Origin of the sequence: Streptomyces aidingensis (assembly GCF_900112355.1) — a bacterium.
Classification (GTDB): domain Bacteria; phylum Actinomycetota; class Actinomycetes; order Streptomycetales; family Streptomycetaceae; genus Streptomyces; species Streptomyces aidingensis.
Map to the genome: position 1 here is coordinate 26,870 of NZ_FOLM01000006.1, position 18,330 is coordinate 45,199.

The following is an 18,330-nucleotide window of genomic DNA, read 5'->3' on the forward strand; positions in this document are numbered from 1 at the left end:
TCCCTCCGACCGTCAGGACAGAACGTTGACACGCCTCGGCGAATCCGTGCGGCGCGCGAGCGCGCTGCTGGCGCAGGACCTCTCCTCCGACACCGTCGTCCGGCAGCTGCTGGAGGAGACCCGGTCCCGGCGCTGTCTGGACCTGACCGATCTCGGCCCGGAGGAGCAGGCCGCCCTGATCGCGTCCCGCGCGGTGGAGATCCTGCCGTCCGCCGAGAAGCTGGCCGAGGAGATCGGGAAGGCGCGGGCCGCCGGGCGCGGGCTGCACATCAAGCTGGGCATCGACCCCACGGCCGCGGACGTCCACCTCGGGCACACCGTGCCGATGATCGTGCTCAGCCGGTTCCAGCGGATGGGGCACGACGTCACGCTGATCATCGGCGACATCACCGCCAAGATCGGTGACCCCTCGGGTCGCTCCACGGAGCGCCCGCCGCTCACCGACGAGGACATCGCCCGCAACCTGGCCGGCTACCGGGACCAGGTGCGGCCGTTCTTCAACTTCGAGCGGGTGCGGGTGCGGCACAACAGCGAGTGGCTGGCCGGCATCACGCTGCCCCGGCTGATCGGGGTGCTGGCCCAGGTCCCGGCCTCGGCGCTGCTGCAGCGCGAGGACTTCCGCAAGCGGCTGGAGGCCGGGCACGGCCTGACCATGTCGGAGCTGATCTACCCGGTGGCCATGGCGGTCGACTCGGCCGAGATCCGGGCCGATGTCGAACTGGGCGGGGTGGACCAGCTGCTCAACATGCAGATGGGCCGCCGGGTGATGGAGATCTACGGACAGCGGCCCCAGCTGGTCTGCGCCATGCCGCTGATCGAGGGCACCGACGGCTCCGGTGCCAAGATGTCCAAGTCCAAGGGCAACTACGTCGGCCTGGGGGCGCCCGCGGACGACATCTTCGGCAAGATCATGTCCATTCCGGACCGGCTGATGGACCCCTATCTGCGGGCCTGGACCGAGTGGTCCGACCAGGAGGTGGCCGGTGCGCTGGGCCGGGTCGCGGACGGCACCCTGCACCCGATGGATCTGAAGAAGACCCTGGCCGGTGAGGTGGTCGCGGCCATCCACGGGGTGGACGCGGCCATGGCGGCCCGGGAGAGCTTCACGGCGCAGTTCTCCCGCCGGTCCTTCACCGAGGTCGGCAGCCTGCCCGAGGTGGATCTGGCCGAGCACGGCACGGAGACCGCGGTCACCGTGCTGACCAAGCTGCTCGACTTCGCGCCCAGCGCCTCCGCCGCCCGGCGGCTGGCCAGGCAGAACGGGCTGCGGCTGGTGCTGGAGTCCGGCGCGGGGCAGCAGCGGGCCGCCGTGCTGCCGGAGGCGGACGCGCTCCGGCCGCTGGCCGAGGTGGTGGCCGAGCGGCTGGCCGCGGCGGACGGCGCGCCGCCGTCCGGGATCTACCTCAAGGCGGGGCGGAAGCTGGCCCGGCTGCGGCGCGGCGCGTAGCCCGCGGCGGGCGGCAGTAGGCTGGCAGCGGGTGGTGAGCGAGATGCGCGGACGGCGGGGCCGCCGTGGCGGAAAGAGCCAGGAGGTCTACCGGATCACCGGTGCCCCGGTCAGTCTGAGCGACGACGTGCGCGGGCGCCAGCGCCGCTATGTCATCTCCATGCTGATCCGCACGGTGGCGGTGGTGCTCACCCTGGTGCTCTGGAACGTCAGCACACCGCTGGCGGTGGCAACGCTGGTGCTGGGCGCGGTGCTGCCCTATGTGGCGGTGGTGATGGCCAACGCCGGACGGGAGAACGCCTCCTCCCTGCCGCGCACCGGAGCGGCGGGGCCGGCGGAGCCGGCGGAGCACCCGCCCGCGCTTCCCCCGGCCGCCGGCCGGGGGCCGGAGCAGGACGGCGACCGGGGCAGCGACCGGGGCGAGGACCGGGGCGGGCGCGGCACCCCCGGCTCCCCGGGCGCCCCCGGGGAGAACAACTCCCCCGGTACTCAGGGGAGTTGACAGATTCCGGGGCCCAACCTCAAGAAAAGCTCAATGGATCTGACCGTTCCGCTGCACCAAGCGGCGTGTCGCGTGTCATACTGCAAGAGCGCTCCGTATCCCCCGTCGGAGCGACGGACCGACGCCGGGCGGCTCCCCCCGTGGCTGCCCGGCGTCGCTGTGTCCGGGGCCGGGGTGATGGAATGGCTGCCGTGAACTCACCGGCGAACAAGGCGGACGGCGACCCCGAGGTGATCTGCTCGGCCCGGGGCTGCCGGGCCGCCGCGGTCTGGGTCCTGGCCTGGAACAACCCCAAGCTGCACACCTCCGAACGGCGCAAGACCTGGGTCGCCTGCGAGGAACACCGCGAGCATCTCGCCCAGTTCCTCGGCATGCGCGGCTTCCTCAAGGACGTGGTGCCGCTGGCCCAGTGGCGCGCCGCGCACCCCGAGGGCTGAGGGCCGAGCAGCACGCGCCGCGGCGCCGTGCCGGGCGGGCTCAGCCGCCGATGGCGGACATCGGGCGGTCGGGCTGCTCGAAGGAGGGGTCGTCCAGCCCGTGCCCGGCCTTCTTGCCCCACATGGCCGTGCGCCAGATTCCGGCGATCGCCTCGTCCGGCCGGCCGGAGCGCAGCGCGCCGCGCAGATCCGTCTCGTGCCGGGCGAACAGGCAGGTGCGGACCTGGCCGTCGGCGGTCAGCCGGGTGCGGTCGCAGGCCCGGCAGAAGGGCCTGGTCACCGATGCGATGATGCCCACCCGGTAGGGGCCGCCGTCCACCAGCCAGCGCTCGGCCGGTGCCGAGCCGCGCTCCTGAAGCCGCTCCGGGGTGAGGGTGTGGCGGGTGCGCAGCGAGGCCAGGATGTCACCGGCGGTGATCATGCCCTCCCGCTGCCAGCCGTGCTGGGCGTCCAGCGGCATCTGCTCGATGAAGCGCAGTTCGTAGCCGTGCTCCATGGCCCAGGCGAGCAGCGCGGGTGCCTCGCCGTCGTTGACGCCGGGCATCAGGACGGCGTTGACCTTGACCGGGGCCAGCCCGGCGGCGCGCGCGGCGGCCAGCCCGCGCAGCACGTCGCCGTGCCGGCGGCGGCGCGTCAGCCGGTGGAAGACTTCGGGGTCGATGGTGTCCAGGGAGACGTTGACCCGGTCCAGGCCGGCCTCGCGCAGGGCACCGGCCGTCCGCTCCAGCCCGATGCCGTTGGTGGTCAGGGAAAGCCGCGGGCGCGGCTCCAGCCGGGCGCAGCGGGCCACGATGTCCACCAGACCGGGCCGCAGCAGCGGCTCCCCGCCGGTGAAGCGCACCTCGGTGACGCCCAGTTCGGTCACGGCGATGCGGACCAGCCGGACGATTTCGTCGTCGGTGAGCAGATCCGGCTTGGCGAGCCAGGCCAGGCCCTCTTCCGGCATGCAGTACGTGCAGCGCAGATTGCACCGGTCGGTCAGCGAGACCCGCAGATCGGTGGCGGTCCGGCCGAACCTGTCCAGCAGCATGCTCTCTCCTCCGCCCCTCCGCCGTGACATGCCCGATGTACCGCAGGGTACGTGAGGCCCCTGACATTCGACAGCGCGTCCGGACACGGGGCGGTGCCGCCCGCGGGCCGGGCCGGGCGGCCGGACTCGGGCCCGGGCACTGTCGGTGGCGGCCCGTATTCTCTGTGACCATGCTCGATGACCATCAGCCGGCCGGTCCGGTGTCCGCCACGCCCCGGCCCGCGGCGTCCCCGCCCGCCGTCGCCCTGCCCGCCCCCGCCGCCGCGCCCGGGCGGCACGGGGCGGAAGCGGCGGGAGGCTGGCCGCGCGGATATCCGAGCGGCTACGCGGTCGTCGACGTGGAGACCACCGGCCTGCGGCGGGACGACCGGATCGTCTCGGCCGCGGTCTACCGGCTGGACGCCCGCGGCCGGGTGGAGGACCACTGGTACACCCTGGTCAACCCGCAGCGCGATCCCGGGCCGAGCTGGCTGCACGGGCTGACCGCCGACATGCTCGCGGACGCCCCGCTGTTCACCGAGATCGCCCGGGAGTTCGCCGAGCGCCTGGCCGGGCGGGTGCTGGTGGCGCACAACGCGGTCTTCGACTGGACGATGATCGCCCGGGAGTACGCCCGGGCCCGCGGCCGGGCACCGGTGCGGCAGCGGCTGTGCACCATCGCGCTGGCCAAGGAACTGGCCCTGCCACTGGCCAACTACAGGCTGGAGACCCTGGCCGCGTACTACGGCGTGGTGCAGCGCCGGGCGCACCACGCCCTGGACGACGCCCGGGTGCTGGCCGAGGCGTTCCGGCCGGCGCTGGCCCGCGCGGCGCGCGGCGGGCTGCGGCTGCCGCTGCTGGCCTGCCTGCCGATCACCGAGTGGTCGGACACGCCGGGACCGCAGGGAAGCTGGCGTCCCAACTGGCGGCGCAGCAGGCGCCGCGATCCCTGCCCGTACCCCAATCCGGGGCGCTATGTGCCCGGCGGCCCCCTGGTGCAGGGCATGCGGGTGGCCTTCTCCGGGGACACCTCGGTCGACCGGGAGCTGCTGGAGGACCAGGCGTACGAGTCCGGGCTGCACATCGCGCAGAGCGTGTCCCGGCGCACCAGTCTGCTGGTGACCAACGATCCGGAGTCGGCGACCGGCAAGGTGCGCAACGCCCGGGAGTACGGCACCCCGGTGCTGGACGAGGCGGCCTTCACCCAGCTGCTGAGGGAGGTGGTGCCCCAGGGCGGGACGGGGCCCGGGCCGGGGCCGGAGCGGGGCGCCGCGGCCGATGGGGCGGGGTGCTGAGCGGGGGTGCCGGGCGGGAAGCCGGGAGGCGTTGGGTACCGTCGGGGGCTGTGTACCGTTTTCTGCTCTCCCGGCAGTGGGTGCTGCTCACCCTTGTCGCGCTGCTGCTGATCCCCCTGATGGTGCTGGCGGGCTTCTGGCAGATGGGGCGGCACGAGCAGCGCGTGGCGCGCAACGACCTGATCGCCGCCAGCCTGGCCGCCGGGCCGGTGGAGATGGCGGAGCTGACCGCCCCGGGCCGCGGCCCGGACGATGCCGACCGCTACCGGCCGGTTACCGCCACCGGCCGGTATCTGCCGGCCGATGAGGTGGTGGTGCGCCACCGCAAGGGTCCGGGCGCCGGCGGCGGCGCCATCGGCTACTTCGTGGTCACCCCGCTGATCCAGGCGGACGGCACGGCGGTGCTGGTCAACCGCGGCTGGGTGCCCGCCGGGGACGATCCCACCCGGCTGCCCGAGGTCCCGGCACCGCCCGCGGGAGAGGTGACGGTGACCGGACGGCTGATGGCGGACGAAAGCACCGGCAGCAGCGGGCGGCGGGAGCGCTCCGGGCTTCCGGCGGGCATGGTGATGCTGATCTCCAGCGGGCAGCGGGCGGAGGAGATGGGCATCCCGGTGCTCGGCGGCCATCTGGAGCTGACCGCCACCGAGCCCGCACCGCCGGCGGACCCGGCGCAGCCCGCGCTGCTGGACGAGCCCGATCACAGCGGCATCGGCGCGCATTTCGCCTACGCGCTCCAGTGGTGGTTCTTCGCCGCCATGGTGCCGGTCGGCTGGGTCCTGCTGGCCCGCCGCGAGGCGGCGGAGCGCGCCGCCGCGGCGGCGCGCCCGCGGCCGGAGGCGGACGATGCCGCCGCCCGCCCCGCGGCCACACCGGCCGGAGCGACGCCTCCGGCGTGACCGCCGCTCCCCCGTCGTCCCCGGCCGGGACGGCGGGCACCACCCCGCGCCGGCCCCCGCGGACACCACCGCAGGCCGGCCGGCAGAACGCCGTCCCGGCGCGGCGGGGGCAGGCACCGCGCCCCTCCCCACGAGCGGCGCACCCGCCCGAGGGCGGCCCGGGCGCGGGGCGGGCACCGTCGCCGCCCTTGGGAGGACGGCAAGCGGGGCGGTGGCCTCAGGTGACGCGCTCGGGGGCGTGCCGGGAGGAGCGGACACGGACCTCCACCGGGAGGGTCTTCAGTCCCGTGGCGGCCCGGGCATGGGCCACTGCCTCGGCACGCAGCCGCCGCACCGCCTCGCCCGGCTCGCCCTGCGGGCCGAGCAGCAGACCGATCCGCAGCCGGGGCTGGCTGCGGCGGCCCACCAGGGTGACGCCGGCCCGGTCCACTCCGGGCAGTGACTCCGCCTCGGCGGCCACCACCTCCTCCAGCGCCCGCCCGCTGAGCTGCGCACCCTCACCGTCCCCGGTGTCCACCCACAGCTCGTGCACCCGGTCCCGGCGCAGCTGGGCCAGCACCCACCACAGGGCCAGCAGGACCAGCAGCACCAGACCGCCGATCACCACCGGCCACCACCAGCCGTCGTCCCGCCACTGGACGCGGTCCGCCCGGGTCAGCAGCACGTCGTCCGGGCCCGTCCACGGCCAGACGTCCGCCAGTCCCAGCCGGCCGGGCAGGTCCAGCGCCCCGGCCAGCACGGCGGCGCCGGCGGCCATCAGCAGCAGACCGGTGAGCGCCAGCAGCACCCGGTTGACGACTCGCAGCATGCTCCACTCCTCCTGGACCCGCGGCGCGGGCCGGGCCGGATCCGGTCAGCGTTTCGGGGGGCGGCGGACCTGGACCGCCAGCGCGGGCGGATGGGCCAGCTCCATCCGCCGGATGCTGTCGCCCAGCACGGCGTTCAGATCCGAGCGCACATCGGCCAGATCCCTGAAGTGCGCCTGGGCCTCGGCACGGACCCGGCGACGGCCGACCACCACCCGGACCGACTGCACCCCGGAGACCTCCAGCGCCCGGTCCCGCAGCGCCACCGCCGCGGCGTGGCGCTCTATGGCGGCGCGCAGCACCCCGGCCTCGCCGCGCATCGGCATCAGGTTCCGCAGTCCCGGGGTGACGGCCAGCACCACCAGCCACAGCCCGGTCAGCACCGCCGCGCAGGCGGCCACCACCACCCAGGGGTCGTCCAGGGTCCGGCCGGCCAGTTCGTCCGCGAGCCGGGTGCGCCAGGCGGTGGCCGGCCGGTCGGCCCGCACCGAGGCGATGTCGTAGAGCAGCAGGCCGACGGAGCACAGCAGGATCAGGGCGAGCAGCGCGGCGGGCGCCCGGCGCGCCGACCAGAACCGGCTGGGGGCGGTGGCGGGGGAGCTTCCCGGCCCGGGCGGCGCGGGCTCCGGCGGCGCCGCGGCGTCCCCGGGCCCGCCCGCGCCTCCGGCGCCGTCGGAGTCCGGGGCGGCACGGGGAGCCGTGCCGGGAGCGGAGCCCGGGGCGGCGCCGGGGCCGGGAACGGTCTGCGGGCCGCTCATCTGACCCTCCGCTCCGCGGCGCCGCGCAGCAGATGCTCGCTGTGCAGCCGTTCCACGTCCACGGCCACGTCCGTGAGCTCCATGCCCGCGAGTTCGCCGAGCCGCAGGGTGACCTGGCGGCGTACCGCGCCGCACTGGGCGCCGATGTCGGAGGGGTAGCGGAGTTCGACCGTCACCCGGACATGGGCGATCCCCCCGCCGCCGTCCGCACCCGGATGGCGCCGCACCGAGGCGCGGGCATGCGGCATGGCCGGGGCGGCGGGCAGCGCCTCCCGGGCGGCGCGGGCGGCCAGCTTGGCGATCACCCGGTCGGCGATGCGGGTCGCGCCCCGCTCGGCGGGCGGGACCTCGGCCAGGCCCAGCGTGCCGGGACGGTGGCCGGGCGCGCCGGTGCCGCCGGATCCGGCCGGGGCGGCGCCCGCGGCGGCACCGGGCACGGTGTCCACGGCGCCGCCGCGGGCGCCGTACGGTGCGTCAGTGGCGTCGCTCATCGTCCCGGCCGCGTTCTCCGATCCGGAAGAAGTCGCCGAGTTCCAGATCGCCCTCGGCGAACCGCCCGGCGACGAAGCCGACCGCGCCGAGTGCGGCAACCAGCAGAAAGGCACCGAAGCCGCCGAAATAGCCGGCGAATCCGAGTGCCATTCCGGCGATCATGCCGGTCACGGCCAAGCTCATGATGCGCTCCTTCACCGGGCACCCGGGCTATTGCAGCCGGGGCCGCTCTTCTTCGTCTTCCTCTTCTTCTTCGTCGGGGAGTTTCACATCGCTGACCGCGATATTGACCTCGACGACCTGAAGTCCCGTCATCCGCTCGACCGCGGCGACGACGTTCTCCCGTACGGTACGGGAGACTTCGGCGATGGAGACGCCGTAGTCGACCACGATCTCCAGATCCAGGGCGGTCTGGACCTCGCCCACCTCCGCCTTGACGCCGCGCATGGCCGAGGACCGGCCGCCGCCGGGCACGCGGTCGCGGACCGCCCCGAAGGTGCGGGCCAGGCCGCCGCCCATGGCGTGCACGCCGACCACGTCCCTGGCGGCCAGGCCCGCGATCTTCGCGACCACTCCGTCGGCGATGGTGGTGCGCCCACGGGTGGCGGGATCACCGGTCCCGCGCCGGGTGCCCAGGGTTTTGGCGGCGGGGGCGGCGTTCTCCGGTGCCGCCTCGGTGCTGTTCTCGTTCACTGTGCCAGCCTCCCTGTCCGGGACTTTACGCTTCGCCCGCGGCGAACCGGCCGCGCCGTTCGCCCGTCCTGGTGCCACAGTACGCATGCGTGGCGGAAGTGGCCCGTTGTCCCCGCCGATCGGGTGGAGCGAACGGCGGCGAGGCCGCCGCATACGCAATGCTGTACCCACACCCGGCCGTTCTGCACGGGATGCGGGCCGGGCGGAGAAGGTGATCGTGATGAGCGAGTCGGAACCGGAGACGGAGACGGACGGCACGGCGGACGACGGGCTGCGCGCCGCCGTACGGGCACAGCTCGGCCTGGGCCGGCTGCTGCCGCTCGGCGGGCCGCAGGACGGCGTGTGGCTGGCCGAGCGGGCGGCGATACGGGTGCTGGGCGAGGCCGCGCGGGAGCTCCCGGGGGTGCGGGTGACCCGGCTGCGGATCGGCCCGGCGGATGCCGGGCCGGACGGGGAGCGGCCGGCGGTCACGCCGCCGTCGACCGCGCTGCCGCCGGGGCCGCTGCGGGTGGCGGCGGCGTTCGCGGCCTCCGCGGTACGGCCGATCCCGGCCTCGGCCGGGCTGCTGCGGGACTCGCTGACCGGGGCGGCGGAGCGGCGGCTGGGCCTGCGGGTGGTGGCGGTGGACCTCCATGTCACGGGCCTGCTGACCGAGGACGGCGAAGGCCCCGGGGAGGCCGGGGAGGACGGGTGGGCCAGGGGAACCCGGGAAACCCGGGAAATCCGGGAAATCCGGGAAATCCGGGAAACCGTGTCGCGCCGGGGCGGTCCGCAGCCGCCGCCCGCGGCGGCCGGGGACGGTGCCGAGGCCCGGGTGGCCGGGGCGGTCCGTGCCGTACCCGGGGTGCTGGGGCTGTCCACGGCGCTGGCGGTGCCGGGCCGCGCGGTGCTGGTGCGGGACGGTGAGGTGCGGCTCCAGGTCCGGCTCCGGGCACCGGAGGCCGACGGCCCGGCGACCCTGCGCACCGCCCGCGCGGTCCGCGAGGCCGCGGCCGGGGCCGCCGGCGGCGCGCGGGTGGCCGTGCTGATCACCGGTCTCGGCTGAGCCGCCTCCCGGGAGACGCGCGCTCCGTTCCCGGCCGGCCGGCCCGCCGCGTCCGCCGCCCCGCCGCGGTACGCGCACCGCGCCGGGCCCCCGCGCGGCCCCGCCCGGTGACGGGCCGGGGCGCGGGGCCGTGAGGGGTTACCCGCCGAGGCCCGCCAGGTCGCGCAGGCGGCGGGCCTGGGCGGCGCGTTCGGCGGCGCGCTGGGCGTCGTAGCCCCGTGCCGCCGCGCCGCGCAGCAGCGCCTTGGTCTCGATCACCGCGTCGCGCGGCGCGGCCAGCAGCGCCGCGGTCAGGTCGTCCAGCGCGCCCGGAAGTTCCGCCGGCGGCACCACCAGGTTGGCCAGCCCGATGCGTTCCGCCTCGGCGGCCTGCACCGCCCGTCCGGTGACGCACAGTTCCAGCGCGCGGGCGTACCCGATCAGCGACACCAGCGGATGCGTACCGCCCAGATCGGGCACCAGGCCGAGCGCGGTCTCACGCATGGCGAAACTCGCGTTCTCCGCACAGATCCGCAGGTCGCAGGCGAGTGCCAGCTGGAAGCCCGCGCCGATGGCATGGCCCTGCACTCCGGCCACGGTCAGCACATCGTTGCGGCGCCACCAGGTGAACGCCTCCTGGTACTCCGCGATGGCCGCGTCCAGGTCCTCGTCCGTGCCGGCGGCCAGGGCCGGGAAGCTCGGCTCCCCGGGGATGCCCTCCCGGGTGAAGGCCCGCTTGTCCAGCCCGGCGGAGAAGGACGGGCCCTCGGCGCACAGCACCACCACCCGGACGCTGCCGGGCAGCGCCGAGCCCGTCTCGGCCAGCGCCCGCCACATGGCCGGCGTCTGGGCGTTGTGCCTGGCGCCGTTGGTGAGCGTGACCGTGGCCACGGCTCCGTCGACGGTCACCCGCACACCGTCCTTGTCCAGCAGGCTCATGCGCACCTCCGGTGGGTGTTACTCCGCAGTAATACCGAGCAGAGTAACGAGCCGCCGGGGCGGGGCCCACTCCGGGGCGGGCGGCACCTCCCACGGCGCGCGGCACCGGGCGACGCCGCCGCCGGCCCGGCTCAGGACGCCGCGGCGGAGGAGGAAGGCGCGGCCTTCTTGCCGCGGGTCGCTCCGCCGCGCCCGCGCAGGGTCACGTCGGCCTCGCTCAGCATCCGGTGCACAAACCCGTACGACCGGCCGGTTTCCTCGGCCAGGGCACGGATACTCGCGCCCGATTCGTATTTCCGCTTGAGGTCTTCCGCGAGCTTCTCGCGCGCGGCGCCGGTCACCCGGCTTCCCTTCTTCAGAGTCTCGGCCACCCGTGCCTCCTCATGGGAAGTGCGCTCTGGAACTCTCATGATCACCCCTATCCGCGTTCCTGGCCACCCATTCGGCGAGGTCGGTGAAGCGGCGGCAATTCCGGCGGTCCGCAATCCCTTCCCGCCGGCCCCGGCGGCCGGGCGGCCCGGGCCCCGCCGCTCCCCCGAATGGCCGCCAAAAGGGCTGGTCAGCGCCGCCCGCCGAAATTGCCCCGGGTGGACGATCGGCACCCCGCGGACCCTCGGTCACCCCGGAATCCGTCCGGTGTGAACCGTGCCCGGGTACCAGGTGTGCTCACTCAGATGATGGAGCCGGCGTCGGCCGATTGATCGAGCGCGGCCGATGCGGAACGTCTGCCGCCGGTACGGCCGGCCGACACCGGCCCGCCTCAGGCCAGCGCCACCAGGTCCGCGTAGTCGGCGCTCCACAGGTCCTCGACACCGTCCGGCAGCAGAATGATCCGCTCCGGCTGCAGCGCCTCCACCGCGCCCTCGTCGTGGGTCACCAGGACCACCGCGCCGGTGAAGGTGCGCAGCGCGCCCAGGATCTCCTCCCGGCTGGCCGGGTCCAGGTTGTTGGTGGGCTCGTCCAGCAGCAGCACATTGGCCGAGGAGACCACCAGGGTGGCCAGCGCCAGCCGGGTCTTCTCGCCGCCGGAGAGCACCCGGGCCGGCTTGTCCACGTCGTCCCCGGAGAACAGGAACGAGCCGAGGATCTTGCGGACCTCGACCAGATCGAGATCGGGCGCGGCCGAGCGCATGTTCTCCAGCACGGTGCGGTCCGGATCCAGGGTCTCGTGCTCCTGCGCGTAGTAGCCCAGTTTGAGTCCGTGGCCGGGGATCACGGCACCGGTGTCCGGCTGCTCCAGACCGGCCAGCAGCCGCAGCAGGGTGGTCTTGCCGGCGCCGTTCAGCCCCAGGATGACCACCCGGGAGCCGCGGTCGATGGCCAGCCCGACATCGGTGAAGATCTCCAGCGAGCCGTAGGACTTGGACAGGCCCTCGGCGGTCAGCGGGGTCCGGCCGCAGGGCGCGGGCTCGGGGAAGCGGAGCCGGGCCACCTTGTCGGCCGCCCGGTCGGCCTCCAGGCCGGCCAGCAGCTTGTCGGCCCGGCGGGCCATGTTCTGCGCGGCGGTGGCCTTGGTGGCCTTGGCCCGCATCTTGTCGGCCTGGGAGTGCAGGGCGGCGGCCTTCTTCTCGGCGTTGGCCCGCTCGCGCCTGCGGCGCCGCTCGTCGGCCTCGCGCTGGGCCAGATACTGCTTCCAGCCCATGTTGTAGACGTCGATGACCGAGCGGTTGGCGTCCAGGTAGAAGACCTTGTTGACCACCGTCTCCACCAGGCCGATGTCGTGCGAGATGACGATCAGACCGCCACGGTAGGTCTTGAGGAAGTCGCGCAGCCAGGTGACGGAGTCCGCGTCCAGGTGGTTGGTGGGCTCGTCCAGCAGCAGGATGTCGGCGTCGGAGAAGAGGATGCGGGCCAGCTCGACGCGGCGCCGCTGGCCACCGGAGAGGGTGCGCAGCGGCTGGGACAGCACCCGGTCCTCCAGGCCGAGGCTGGCGGCGATGGTGGCGGCCTCGGCCTCGGCGGCGTAGCCGCCCTTGGTGAGGAACTCGGTCTCCAGCTTCTCGTACTTCTTCATGGCCCGTTCCCGGGTGGCGCCCTTGCCGCCGGCCATGCGCTGCTCGTTCTCCCGCATCCGGCGCAGCACCACGTCCAGCTCGCGGGCGGAGAGGATACGGTCGCGGGCGAGCATCTCCAGATCGCCGGTGCGCGGGTCCTGCGGCAGATAGCCGACCTCGCCGCTGCGGGTGATGGTGCCGCCGGCCGGGGCGCCCTCGCCGGCCAGGCACTTGGTGAGGGTGGTCTTGCCGGCGCCGTTGCGGCCGACCAGACCGATGCGGTCGCCGCGGGCGACCCGGAAGGTGGCGGATTCGAGCAGGACGCGGGCACCGGCGCGCAGTTCCACGGCGTTGGCGGTGATCACGGACAGTCTCCATGGGGGGCGTACATGGCGTGCATACGGTCAGGGGTGCCGTGCGCGGATGCCGGGGCGCGGACGGGCATGCGGGCAGACAGGCATGCGGCGCCGGGCGCCGGCGGTACGCCCGCTAGGCCACGAGGAACGGAATGTCCATGCGGACCAGTCTAGCCGCGCCGGGCAAACGGTTTTCCGGGGTCGGTGCGGGCCGCCGCCGGCCGCGCCGCGGCGGCGCCCGGGCTCTCGCCCGCGCCGGTGTGGAGCTGGAAGGCGGCGCGGCGGACCCGCTTGGCGGCGGCCGGGTCCGGATGCGCCGAGGCCAGCGCCAGCAGCACCTGGACGGTGCGCGGATGGCCGCAGGCCCGGACCTCCTGGAGCAGCGCGGGCAGGGTGGGCTGCACGGCCGACTCCAGGTGGTCCAGCAGCAGCCCGGCGGCGCCGTGCTCGTGCGCCGCCGAGGCGGTGTCCACCCAGAGCCAGGTGGCCTCCTCGCGGGTGAGCACGTCCAGCGGGGTGTCGGTGGCGTCCCGGGCGCCGCCGCTGTCCAGGTCGGCGAGCCACAGCAGGGCGTAGGGGCGCAGCAGCGGCTCCTCCGCGGCGGCCTGCACGGCGGCGCGCGCGGGGGCTCCGACGACCCGCAGCGCCTGGAAGGCCAGGCCGCGGATCAGGGCGTCCTCGCCGCGGGCGGCGTCCAGCAGCTCGGCCACGGCCGGGCCGGTGGGCCGGGCGGCCACCCAGGCGCGGTATTCGGCGCGGGCCGGGCCGGGGGTGAGGGTGACACAGCCGCGCAGCATGGCGACGGCGGACTGCTCGATGTTCCCGGCGGGGCTCTGCGCGGCCACACAGATGTGTTCCAGTTTGGTCCACACCACCCAGCTCCCCAGGGGGGTGAGGCGGGCGCGGGCGGGCTGGTCGCCCCGGGCGTGCAGGGTGAGGGCGCCGACGTCGGCGAGCGCGTCCAGCGCCCAGCCGAGCAGACGGGTCAGCTCGGCCTGCGGCGGCCCGGCTTCCGCCTCCTCCGTTCCTGCCGCCCCGTCCGCCCTCTCCGCCCCGTCTGCCCCGTCTGCCCCGTCTGCCCTGTCTGTTCCGGCTGTCCCGTCTGTTCCGTCCGCGCCGCTGCGCGCGGTGCCGGAGCGGTCGGCGCGGAGCTCGGCGACGCGCTGGGCCAGCAGATCGCACAGCCCGGCGGCGGTCACCGGTCCGGCCGAGAGCTGCATCACGGACAGCAGCTGGGGCAGGGCGGCGACCACCTCGGTGACGGCGGCGGGGTCGGCGTCCTCGGGAGCGGGGCGGACCAGCGACCAGCCGTCGAAGAGGGCCACCCAGCCGCGGAGCACGGCGGTGTCGTCGCTCTCCCAGGCGCGCAGCCGCCACCCGGAACGCACCGCGCGGCCCTCGCCGTCCTGCTCGACCAGGCCGGCCAGCCGGGCCCGGCTGAAGTGGTCGCGCACCTGGGCCGGGGTCATGCCGAGTTCCCCGCCGGCCCGGGCGGGGTCGGCCGCCGGGTCGGCACCCGTGCGTTCCGCCCATCGGGCCAGGGCCACCGCGGGGGCCAGCAGGCGGCGTACCAGCAGGGCGAGTTCGCGCTGAGAGGGGGTTCCGCGCGGGGGCCGGGGCGGCCGGCGCCGGGCGGTGCGGGCGCCCCGCGCGGGGGCGGGCTGTTCGGGGACGGAGGACGCCGCAGAGGGGACAACGTGCAGCCGGGGCTCGCGCGGTGGGATCGTCACGCCAGCAGTGTCACCAATGAGAGGTCGAAAGCCCAAACCCCGTGCCCCCGACCGGCACATCGCCCGGCGCGGGGGTCCGGAGCGGCCGGGGGCGCCGGCGGCCCGCACGGGCTCAGTACAGGGGGGTGAGGAAGCGGCGGAGGCGTTCCTCGTACGGGTCGGGGGCGGCGTTCCACATCGCGGCGTGCTGGGCGTCCGGGACGGTCTCCAGCACCACGCTCTCCGGGTGCCGGCGGGCCAGTTCCCGGGACGCCTGCCAGGGGGCGATGGTGTCGCCCGGTCCGTGGAACAGCAGCACCGGCGGCATCCGCCTGCCCGGCGTGCCCGCCTCGGCGGGCAGTGGGACCCGGGCGGCGGCCGGCAGCCCCAGCCGGCCCTGCGCCGCGCCCGGCAGCAGCGGACGCAGCACGGCCGGCACCCGGCGCTCCGCGGCCAGCGCGCGCAGGGTGGCCCGCCAGTCCAGCACCGGCGAGTCCAGCACCAGCCCGGCGATCCGGTCGCGCAGCCCCGACTGGGCGGCGGCGCGCAGCGCCATGGTGGCGCCCACCGACCAGCCGTACAGCAGCACCCGGCGGGCGCCGTAGCGCACCGCGTAGCGGATCGCCGCGTCCACGTCCTGCCATTCGCCGGCTCCGAGCCGGCCGAGGCCGCCCGGGGGCGCGGGGGCCTCCGGGTCGCCGCGGTAGCTGGGGACCAGCAGCGGGAGCTTCTGCCGGCGCAGAAACGGCATCACGTTCATGGCCTGGCCGCGGGTGGTGCCCAGCCCGTGCAGCAGGATCACCCACAGGTCGCGTTCGCCGGTGAGGAACCAGGCGGGCATCGGCCCGAGGCCGGTGTGGATGTCCACCTCGGCCGAGCTGATGCCCAGGGCCCGGAACGGCTCGCCGGTGTGGAGCTGCGGGGTGAGCCGCACCCGGGCGCCGGGGCGCAGTTCCCCCTCGGTGACCTGCTCCAGATGGCGCACCACCGTGTCGGCTCCGCCGTCCGGGCCGAGCGGTTCGCCGACGATCGCCCGGCAGCCCGGGCCGGCCAGGCCGTAGCGGCCGGGCCGCACCGACTGCACGGTGCGGCTGAGGGTCACCTCGCCGGGCACCGCGGCGTGCACCAGCAGCTCCGGGCCGCGGAATCCCGCCGGTTGCCGGCCCGGGCGCAGGGCGGCGCCGCTGGCGTAGCGGCCGGCCGCCACAGCGGCGGCTCCGGTGCCGAGCAGCAGGGAAGTGGCGGCGGTCACGGCCGCGGTGGTACGCCGACGCATGCCCCCCAGCATGGCCCGGACGCTGCCCGGCGGCGACCGGAGAGGGCCGCGCGGGCGAGCCGGCATCGCCGTCCCCGGACGCGTCCCCGCCTCCCGGCCACGCCCGGTGCCCGGCCACCCGGTCCGGAAGGCCGTCTCCGGCGCCCCGGCAGCCCTGCCGCAGGAGCATCACCGTTCTCCCCCGACACGGAAAGCGGAGGCTGTCGCTTCACTTCCGTGCGACATCGCCATGTGCGATGCGCCACTCCACGCGGGAAGCTTGACAAAGGCGTTTCGACACCTGTCGGATTGGCAAAGAGCTCGATGAGGGCGTCACAGAGCCTGTGGCCGGAAGCATCATCCGAGTTGCTCATATCACCTGAACAGTGTCGTTACTACAGGCGCCGGACGCTCATCTCCACTCGACCTCGTCGGCGCCGAATCCCGAGGGAGCACCATGCCCAAGGCAGTCGACCCAAGCCTCAACCGCCGCAAGCTGCGCATCGCGCTCAAAAAGGCACGGGATGCGGCGGGACTGACGCAGCGGCAGGCCGCAGACAATCTTGAGTGGTCGCTGTCGAAAATCATTCGCATCGAAGCGGGTACGGTCAGCCTCTCGGTGACGGACCTGCGGGCCATGCTCCAGGAGTACGGGGTGACGGACAGCGACACGGTGTCCGACCTGGAGGAAGCCGCCCGCGGCAGCAAGGGCCAGTCCTGGTGGGTCTCCTACAGCGACATCATCAACCCGCAGTTCGCGCAGTACCTCGGCTATGAGAGCGCGGCCAGCACCGTCCGCGCCTACCACCCGAGCCTGGTCCCCGGTCTGCTGCAGACCAGTGACTACATCCACGCCCTCTTCGCGGCGGGGGCGCCCGTGTCCCAGGCGGGCCGCAACGTGGACCTGCGCACCGACCGGCAGGACCGGATCTTCGCCGAGGACGGAGCGGCGGCGGCGTTCATCGTCGACGAGGCGGCCGTGCGGCGCTGGATCGGCGGCAGCAGCGTGATGAAGCAGCAGCTGCGCCTCATCCTGAGCCGGATGGACGAACCCCGGGTCTCGGTCCGGCTGCTGCCCTTCCGGGCAGGCGCCCACACCAGCCTGGAGAGCAGCTTCGTCCTGCTCGGTTTCCCCGACGACGAGGACGTTCTCTATGTGTCCGGCCCGGGCGGTGTGCTGACCAACCGGGACAACCGGGAACTGGTCGCCCGCTACCAGGAGTGCTTCGAGGACCTGCACAGCAAGGCCCTCACCGAGGACGAGACCCGTGCCCTGCTGAACGACCTCATCGAGCAGTACACAACCGCCTGATCCTCACCCGAGCGGGGGCCAGGGAGAGCACCAGGAGACCTCATGACAACCAACCGGCGCAGACGCCAGGAGGTGCAGCGCGCGGCTTCCGCAGGCAGCCGGCCGGGCGAGAGCTCTCCCGGCCCGGGCGGCTCACCCCCGGACCGCTCCGCGTCCGACAACGATCTGCGCCGGCGGGCCCTGGAGAGCGACAAGGCGCTGGAACGCTACAAAGGGATCCGGAAGGCGGACACCCTGGAGCTGATACGGCTGACGGTGAGCCTTTCGGTGCTCATCGTCGTGATCTCGGGGCTGCTGGCCCTGGTGCTCTACGCGGCGCGGGAGGCAGGACTGCCTCCCGCGCTGTGGGCCGGTTTCACCGTCGCCGCGGGCGGAGCGCTCACCGGCGTCGCCGTCCGGGTCCTCCTGGCAGCGCTTCCCGCCCAGCAGAACGCGCCACCAGACCCAGGGTCCGGCGCCGGGCCGTGACGGGGTCACGCACCCACCACCAGGCACCCGCCAGGGCGACCAGGGCCAGCACGGCCAGCCACACGGCGATGCGCAGCACCGTGCCGCCGCCGACCAGCAGGGAGGCCGCCGCACCGACGGCCGTTGCCGCCAGACCGGACAGCAGGGAATACCCGACGAGACCTGAGCCGCCGGATGCGGAACGGAAACGCTGTCGGCTGTTCATCCCTTCTCCGGTATCGCATGGCCCCGGCGGCGTCCAGACCGCTAGGGCCGTCCGCCCCCATGACGCGTGGCGAGCGTCGCAAGCGCGGTGCGCCACATCTCCGGGGTGAAGGTCAGCACCGGGCCGCCACTCCTCGTCGAGTCGCGCACCAGCACCGCCTCTCCCAGTAATGCGACTTCACAGCACTCGTTGTTCTCGTCGGTACCGCTGTGACTACTCTTCCGCCATGGCACCGCGCGGCGGTCCTGAACCGTCACGCTGCCCCCTTTCACGCCGACAGCCGCGCCCCCTTCTCAGACTGCCCAGCGTGCCGGGGTCGCAGCCACCTTAGTGCCTCAGGCGTCGCTCGCGGGGAGTTCCGGAGGGAGCGGAGAGGAGAACGGCCGGAAGAGACTGCGACTCCGTTCCGGGCCGTTCGGATCCCGACCTACCTCTGTCATGTCCAAAGTAACGAAGTGTCATGTCTAGGCTAGGAACCGCGCCCGGCGTACACCAGGGGCCCGTGCCGGTGTGGGCCTCGGCACAGTGCGGGGGCGCAGGTCAGGGGGGAGTTGACGCGGCTGGGGGGCCGTGGTGGACTCATGGATGCCAAACGGCGGCAGGAGAGGAAGCCGGTGCGAATCCGGCGCGGTCCCGCCACTGTCACCGGGGAGCGCTCCCCCACCCGACGCCACGGCCCGCACGGGCTGGAAGGCCGGGGGAGGCGCCGATCCGGGAGCCAGGAGACTCT

20 protein-coding genes and 1 riboswitch are annotated in these 18,330 nt (G+C 74.7%); of the genes, 8 read left to right on the top strand and 12 right to left on the bottom strand.

What is annotated here, in order from left to right; all coding sequences use genetic code 11:
* Positions 1-25 precede the first annotated feature (25 nt).
* The 3 genes from tyrS to BM242_RS12830 all read left to right on the top strand — a co-directional run bounded on the left by tyrS (position 26) and on the right by BM242_RS12830 (position 2,386).
* A complete protein-coding gene (gene tyrS / locus BM242_RS12820; protein ID WP_093838933.1) occupies positions 26-1,447 on the top strand; it encodes a tyrosine--tRNA ligase in 1,422 nt (473 codons plus the stop codon).
* 31 nt (positions 1,448-1,478) lie between these two features.
* Positions 1,479-1,949, top strand: a complete 471-nt coding sequence (locus BM242_RS12825) for a DUF3099 domain-containing protein (RefSeq protein ID WP_425443842.1) — start codon at positions 1,479-1,481, stop codon at positions 1,947-1,949.
* A gap of 191 nt (positions 1,950-2,140) precedes the next feature.
* Entirely contained in the window at positions 2,141-2,386 is a 246-nt protein-coding gene (locus tag BM242_RS12830; RefSeq protein WP_425443843.1) for a hypothetical protein, read from the top strand.
* A 40-nt stretch (positions 2,387-2,426) separates the two neighbouring features.
* On the opposite strand, the gene moaA is transcribed toward BM242_RS12830, so the two are convergent.
* A complete protein-coding gene (gene moaA, locus BM242_RS12835; RefSeq protein ID WP_093838936.1) occupies positions 2,427-3,416 on the bottom strand; it encodes a GTP 3',8-cyclase MoaA in 990 nt (329 codons plus the stop codon).
* Between the two features lie 170 nt (positions 3,417-3,586).
* On the opposite strand from moaA, the gene BM242_RS12840 reads away from it, so the two are divergent.
* Both BM242_RS12840 and BM242_RS12845 read left to right on the top strand, forming a co-directional pair.
* Positions 3,587-4,690 (top strand): DEDDh family exonuclease, encoded by a 1,104-nt coding sequence (locus BM242_RS12840; RefSeq protein WP_093839111.1) that lies wholly within the window; start codon positions 3,587-3,589, stop codon positions 4,688-4,690.
* A 50-nt stretch (positions 4,691-4,740) separates the two neighbouring features.
* Positions 4,741-5,589 carry an SURF1 family cytochrome oxidase biogenesis protein gene (locus BM242_RS12845; RefSeq protein ID WP_093838937.1) on the top strand — a complete coding sequence of 283 codons (849 nt, stop codon included), beginning with the start codon at positions 4,741-4,743 and terminating at the stop codon, positions 5,587-5,589.
* A gap of 217 nt (positions 5,590-5,806) precedes the next feature.
* On the opposite strand, the gene amaP is transcribed toward BM242_RS12845, so the two are convergent.
* The 5 genes from amaP to BM242_RS12870 all read right to left on the bottom strand — a co-directional run bounded on the left by amaP (position 5,807) and on the right by BM242_RS12870 (position 8,338).
* Positions 5,807-6,397, bottom strand: coding sequence for an alkaline shock response membrane anchor protein AmaP (gene amaP, locus BM242_RS12850; protein ID WP_093838938.1), 591 nt, complete (start codon positions 6,395-6,397; stop codon positions 5,807-5,809).
* A 45-nt stretch (positions 6,398-6,442) separates the two neighbouring features.
* On the bottom strand, positions 6,443-7,153 hold the full coding sequence (locus BM242_RS12855; RefSeq protein ID WP_093838939.1) for a DUF6286 domain-containing protein: 711 nt from the start codon (positions 7,151-7,153) through the stop codon (positions 6,443-6,445).
* On the bottom strand, positions 7,150-7,509 hold the full coding sequence (locus tag BM242_RS12860; RefSeq protein ID WP_175541406.1) for an Asp23/Gls24 family envelope stress response protein: 360 nt from the start codon (positions 7,507-7,509) through the stop codon (positions 7,150-7,152). Before BM242_RS12860 ends, BM242_RS12855 begins: the two co-directional genes overlap by 4 nt.
* A 118-nt stretch (positions 7,510-7,627) precedes the next feature.
* A complete protein-coding gene (locus BM242_RS12865) occupies positions 7,628-7,828 on the bottom strand; it encodes a hypothetical protein (protein ID WP_093838940.1) in 201 nt (66 codons plus the stop codon).
* Between the two features lie 27 nt (positions 7,829-7,855).
* Positions 7,856-8,338 carry an Asp23/Gls24 family envelope stress response protein gene (locus BM242_RS12870; protein WP_425443844.1) on the bottom strand — a complete coding sequence of 161 codons (483 nt, stop codon included), beginning with the start codon at positions 8,336-8,338 and terminating at the stop codon, positions 7,856-7,858.
* Positions 8,339-8,558: 220 nt separating this feature from the next.
* Between BM242_RS12870 and BM242_RS12875 the strand changes: the two genes are divergently transcribed.
* Positions 8,559-9,383 (top strand): hypothetical protein, encoded by an 825-nt coding sequence (locus BM242_RS12875; RefSeq protein WP_093838942.1) that lies wholly within the window; start codon positions 8,559-8,561, stop codon positions 9,381-9,383.
* Positions 9,384-9,521: 138 nt separating this feature from the next.
* Here BM242_RS12875 and BM242_RS12880 read toward each other — a convergent pair whose 3' ends face one another.
* The 5 genes from BM242_RS12880 to BM242_RS12900 all read right to left on the bottom strand — a co-directional run bounded on the left by BM242_RS12880 (position 9,522) and on the right by BM242_RS12900 (position 15,636).
* Complete coding sequence (locus tag BM242_RS12880; RefSeq protein ID WP_093838943.1) at positions 9,522-10,301, bottom strand: enoyl-CoA hydratase/isomerase family protein; 780 nt, start codon at positions 10,299-10,301, stop codon at positions 9,522-9,524.
* A 131-nt stretch (positions 10,302-10,432) separates the two neighbouring features.
* Positions 10,433-10,672 (bottom strand): helix-turn-helix domain-containing protein, encoded by a 240-nt coding sequence (locus BM242_RS12885; RefSeq protein WP_245834027.1) that lies wholly within the window; start codon positions 10,670-10,672, stop codon positions 10,433-10,435.
* 389 nt (positions 10,673-11,061) lie between these two features.
* A complete protein-coding gene (locus BM242_RS12890) occupies positions 11,062-12,660 on the bottom strand; it encodes an ABC-F family ATP-binding cassette domain-containing protein (protein ID WP_093838944.1) in 1,599 nt (532 codons plus the stop codon).
* A gap of 161 nt (positions 12,661-12,821) precedes the next feature.
* Positions 12,822-14,381, bottom strand: a complete 1,560-nt coding sequence (locus BM242_RS12895) for a hypothetical protein (protein ID WP_425443845.1) — start codon at positions 14,379-14,381, stop codon at positions 12,822-12,824.
* A 112-nt stretch (positions 14,382-14,493) separates the two neighbouring features.
* Positions 14,494-15,636, bottom strand: a complete 1,143-nt coding sequence (locus BM242_RS12900) for an alpha/beta hydrolase (protein ID WP_093839113.1) — start codon at positions 15,634-15,636, stop codon at positions 14,494-14,496.
* Positions 15,637-16,072: 436 nt separating this feature from the next.
* Between BM242_RS12900 and BM242_RS12905 the strand changes: the two genes are divergently transcribed.
* Complete coding sequence (locus BM242_RS12905; protein WP_093838945.1) at positions 16,073-16,927, top strand: helix-turn-helix domain-containing protein; 855 nt, start codon at positions 16,073-16,075, stop codon at positions 16,925-16,927.
* Between the two features lie 42 nt (positions 16,928-16,969).
* A complete protein-coding gene (locus tag BM242_RS12910) occupies positions 16,970-17,395 on the top strand; it encodes a hypothetical protein (protein WP_093838946.1) in 426 nt (141 codons plus the stop codon).
* Between the two features lie 246 nt (positions 17,396-17,641).
* Here BM242_RS12910 and BM242_RS12915 read toward each other — a convergent pair whose 3' ends face one another.
* Positions 17,642-17,872, bottom strand: coding sequence for a DUF397 domain-containing protein (locus tag BM242_RS12915; protein ID WP_342746959.1), 231 nt, complete (start codon positions 17,870-17,872; stop codon positions 17,642-17,644).
* A gap of 333 nt (positions 17,873-18,205) precedes the next feature.
* Positions 18,206-18,328: riboswitch (cobalamin riboswitch) on the top strand.
* The last annotated feature ends 2 nt before the right edge of the window (positions 18,329-18,330 follow it).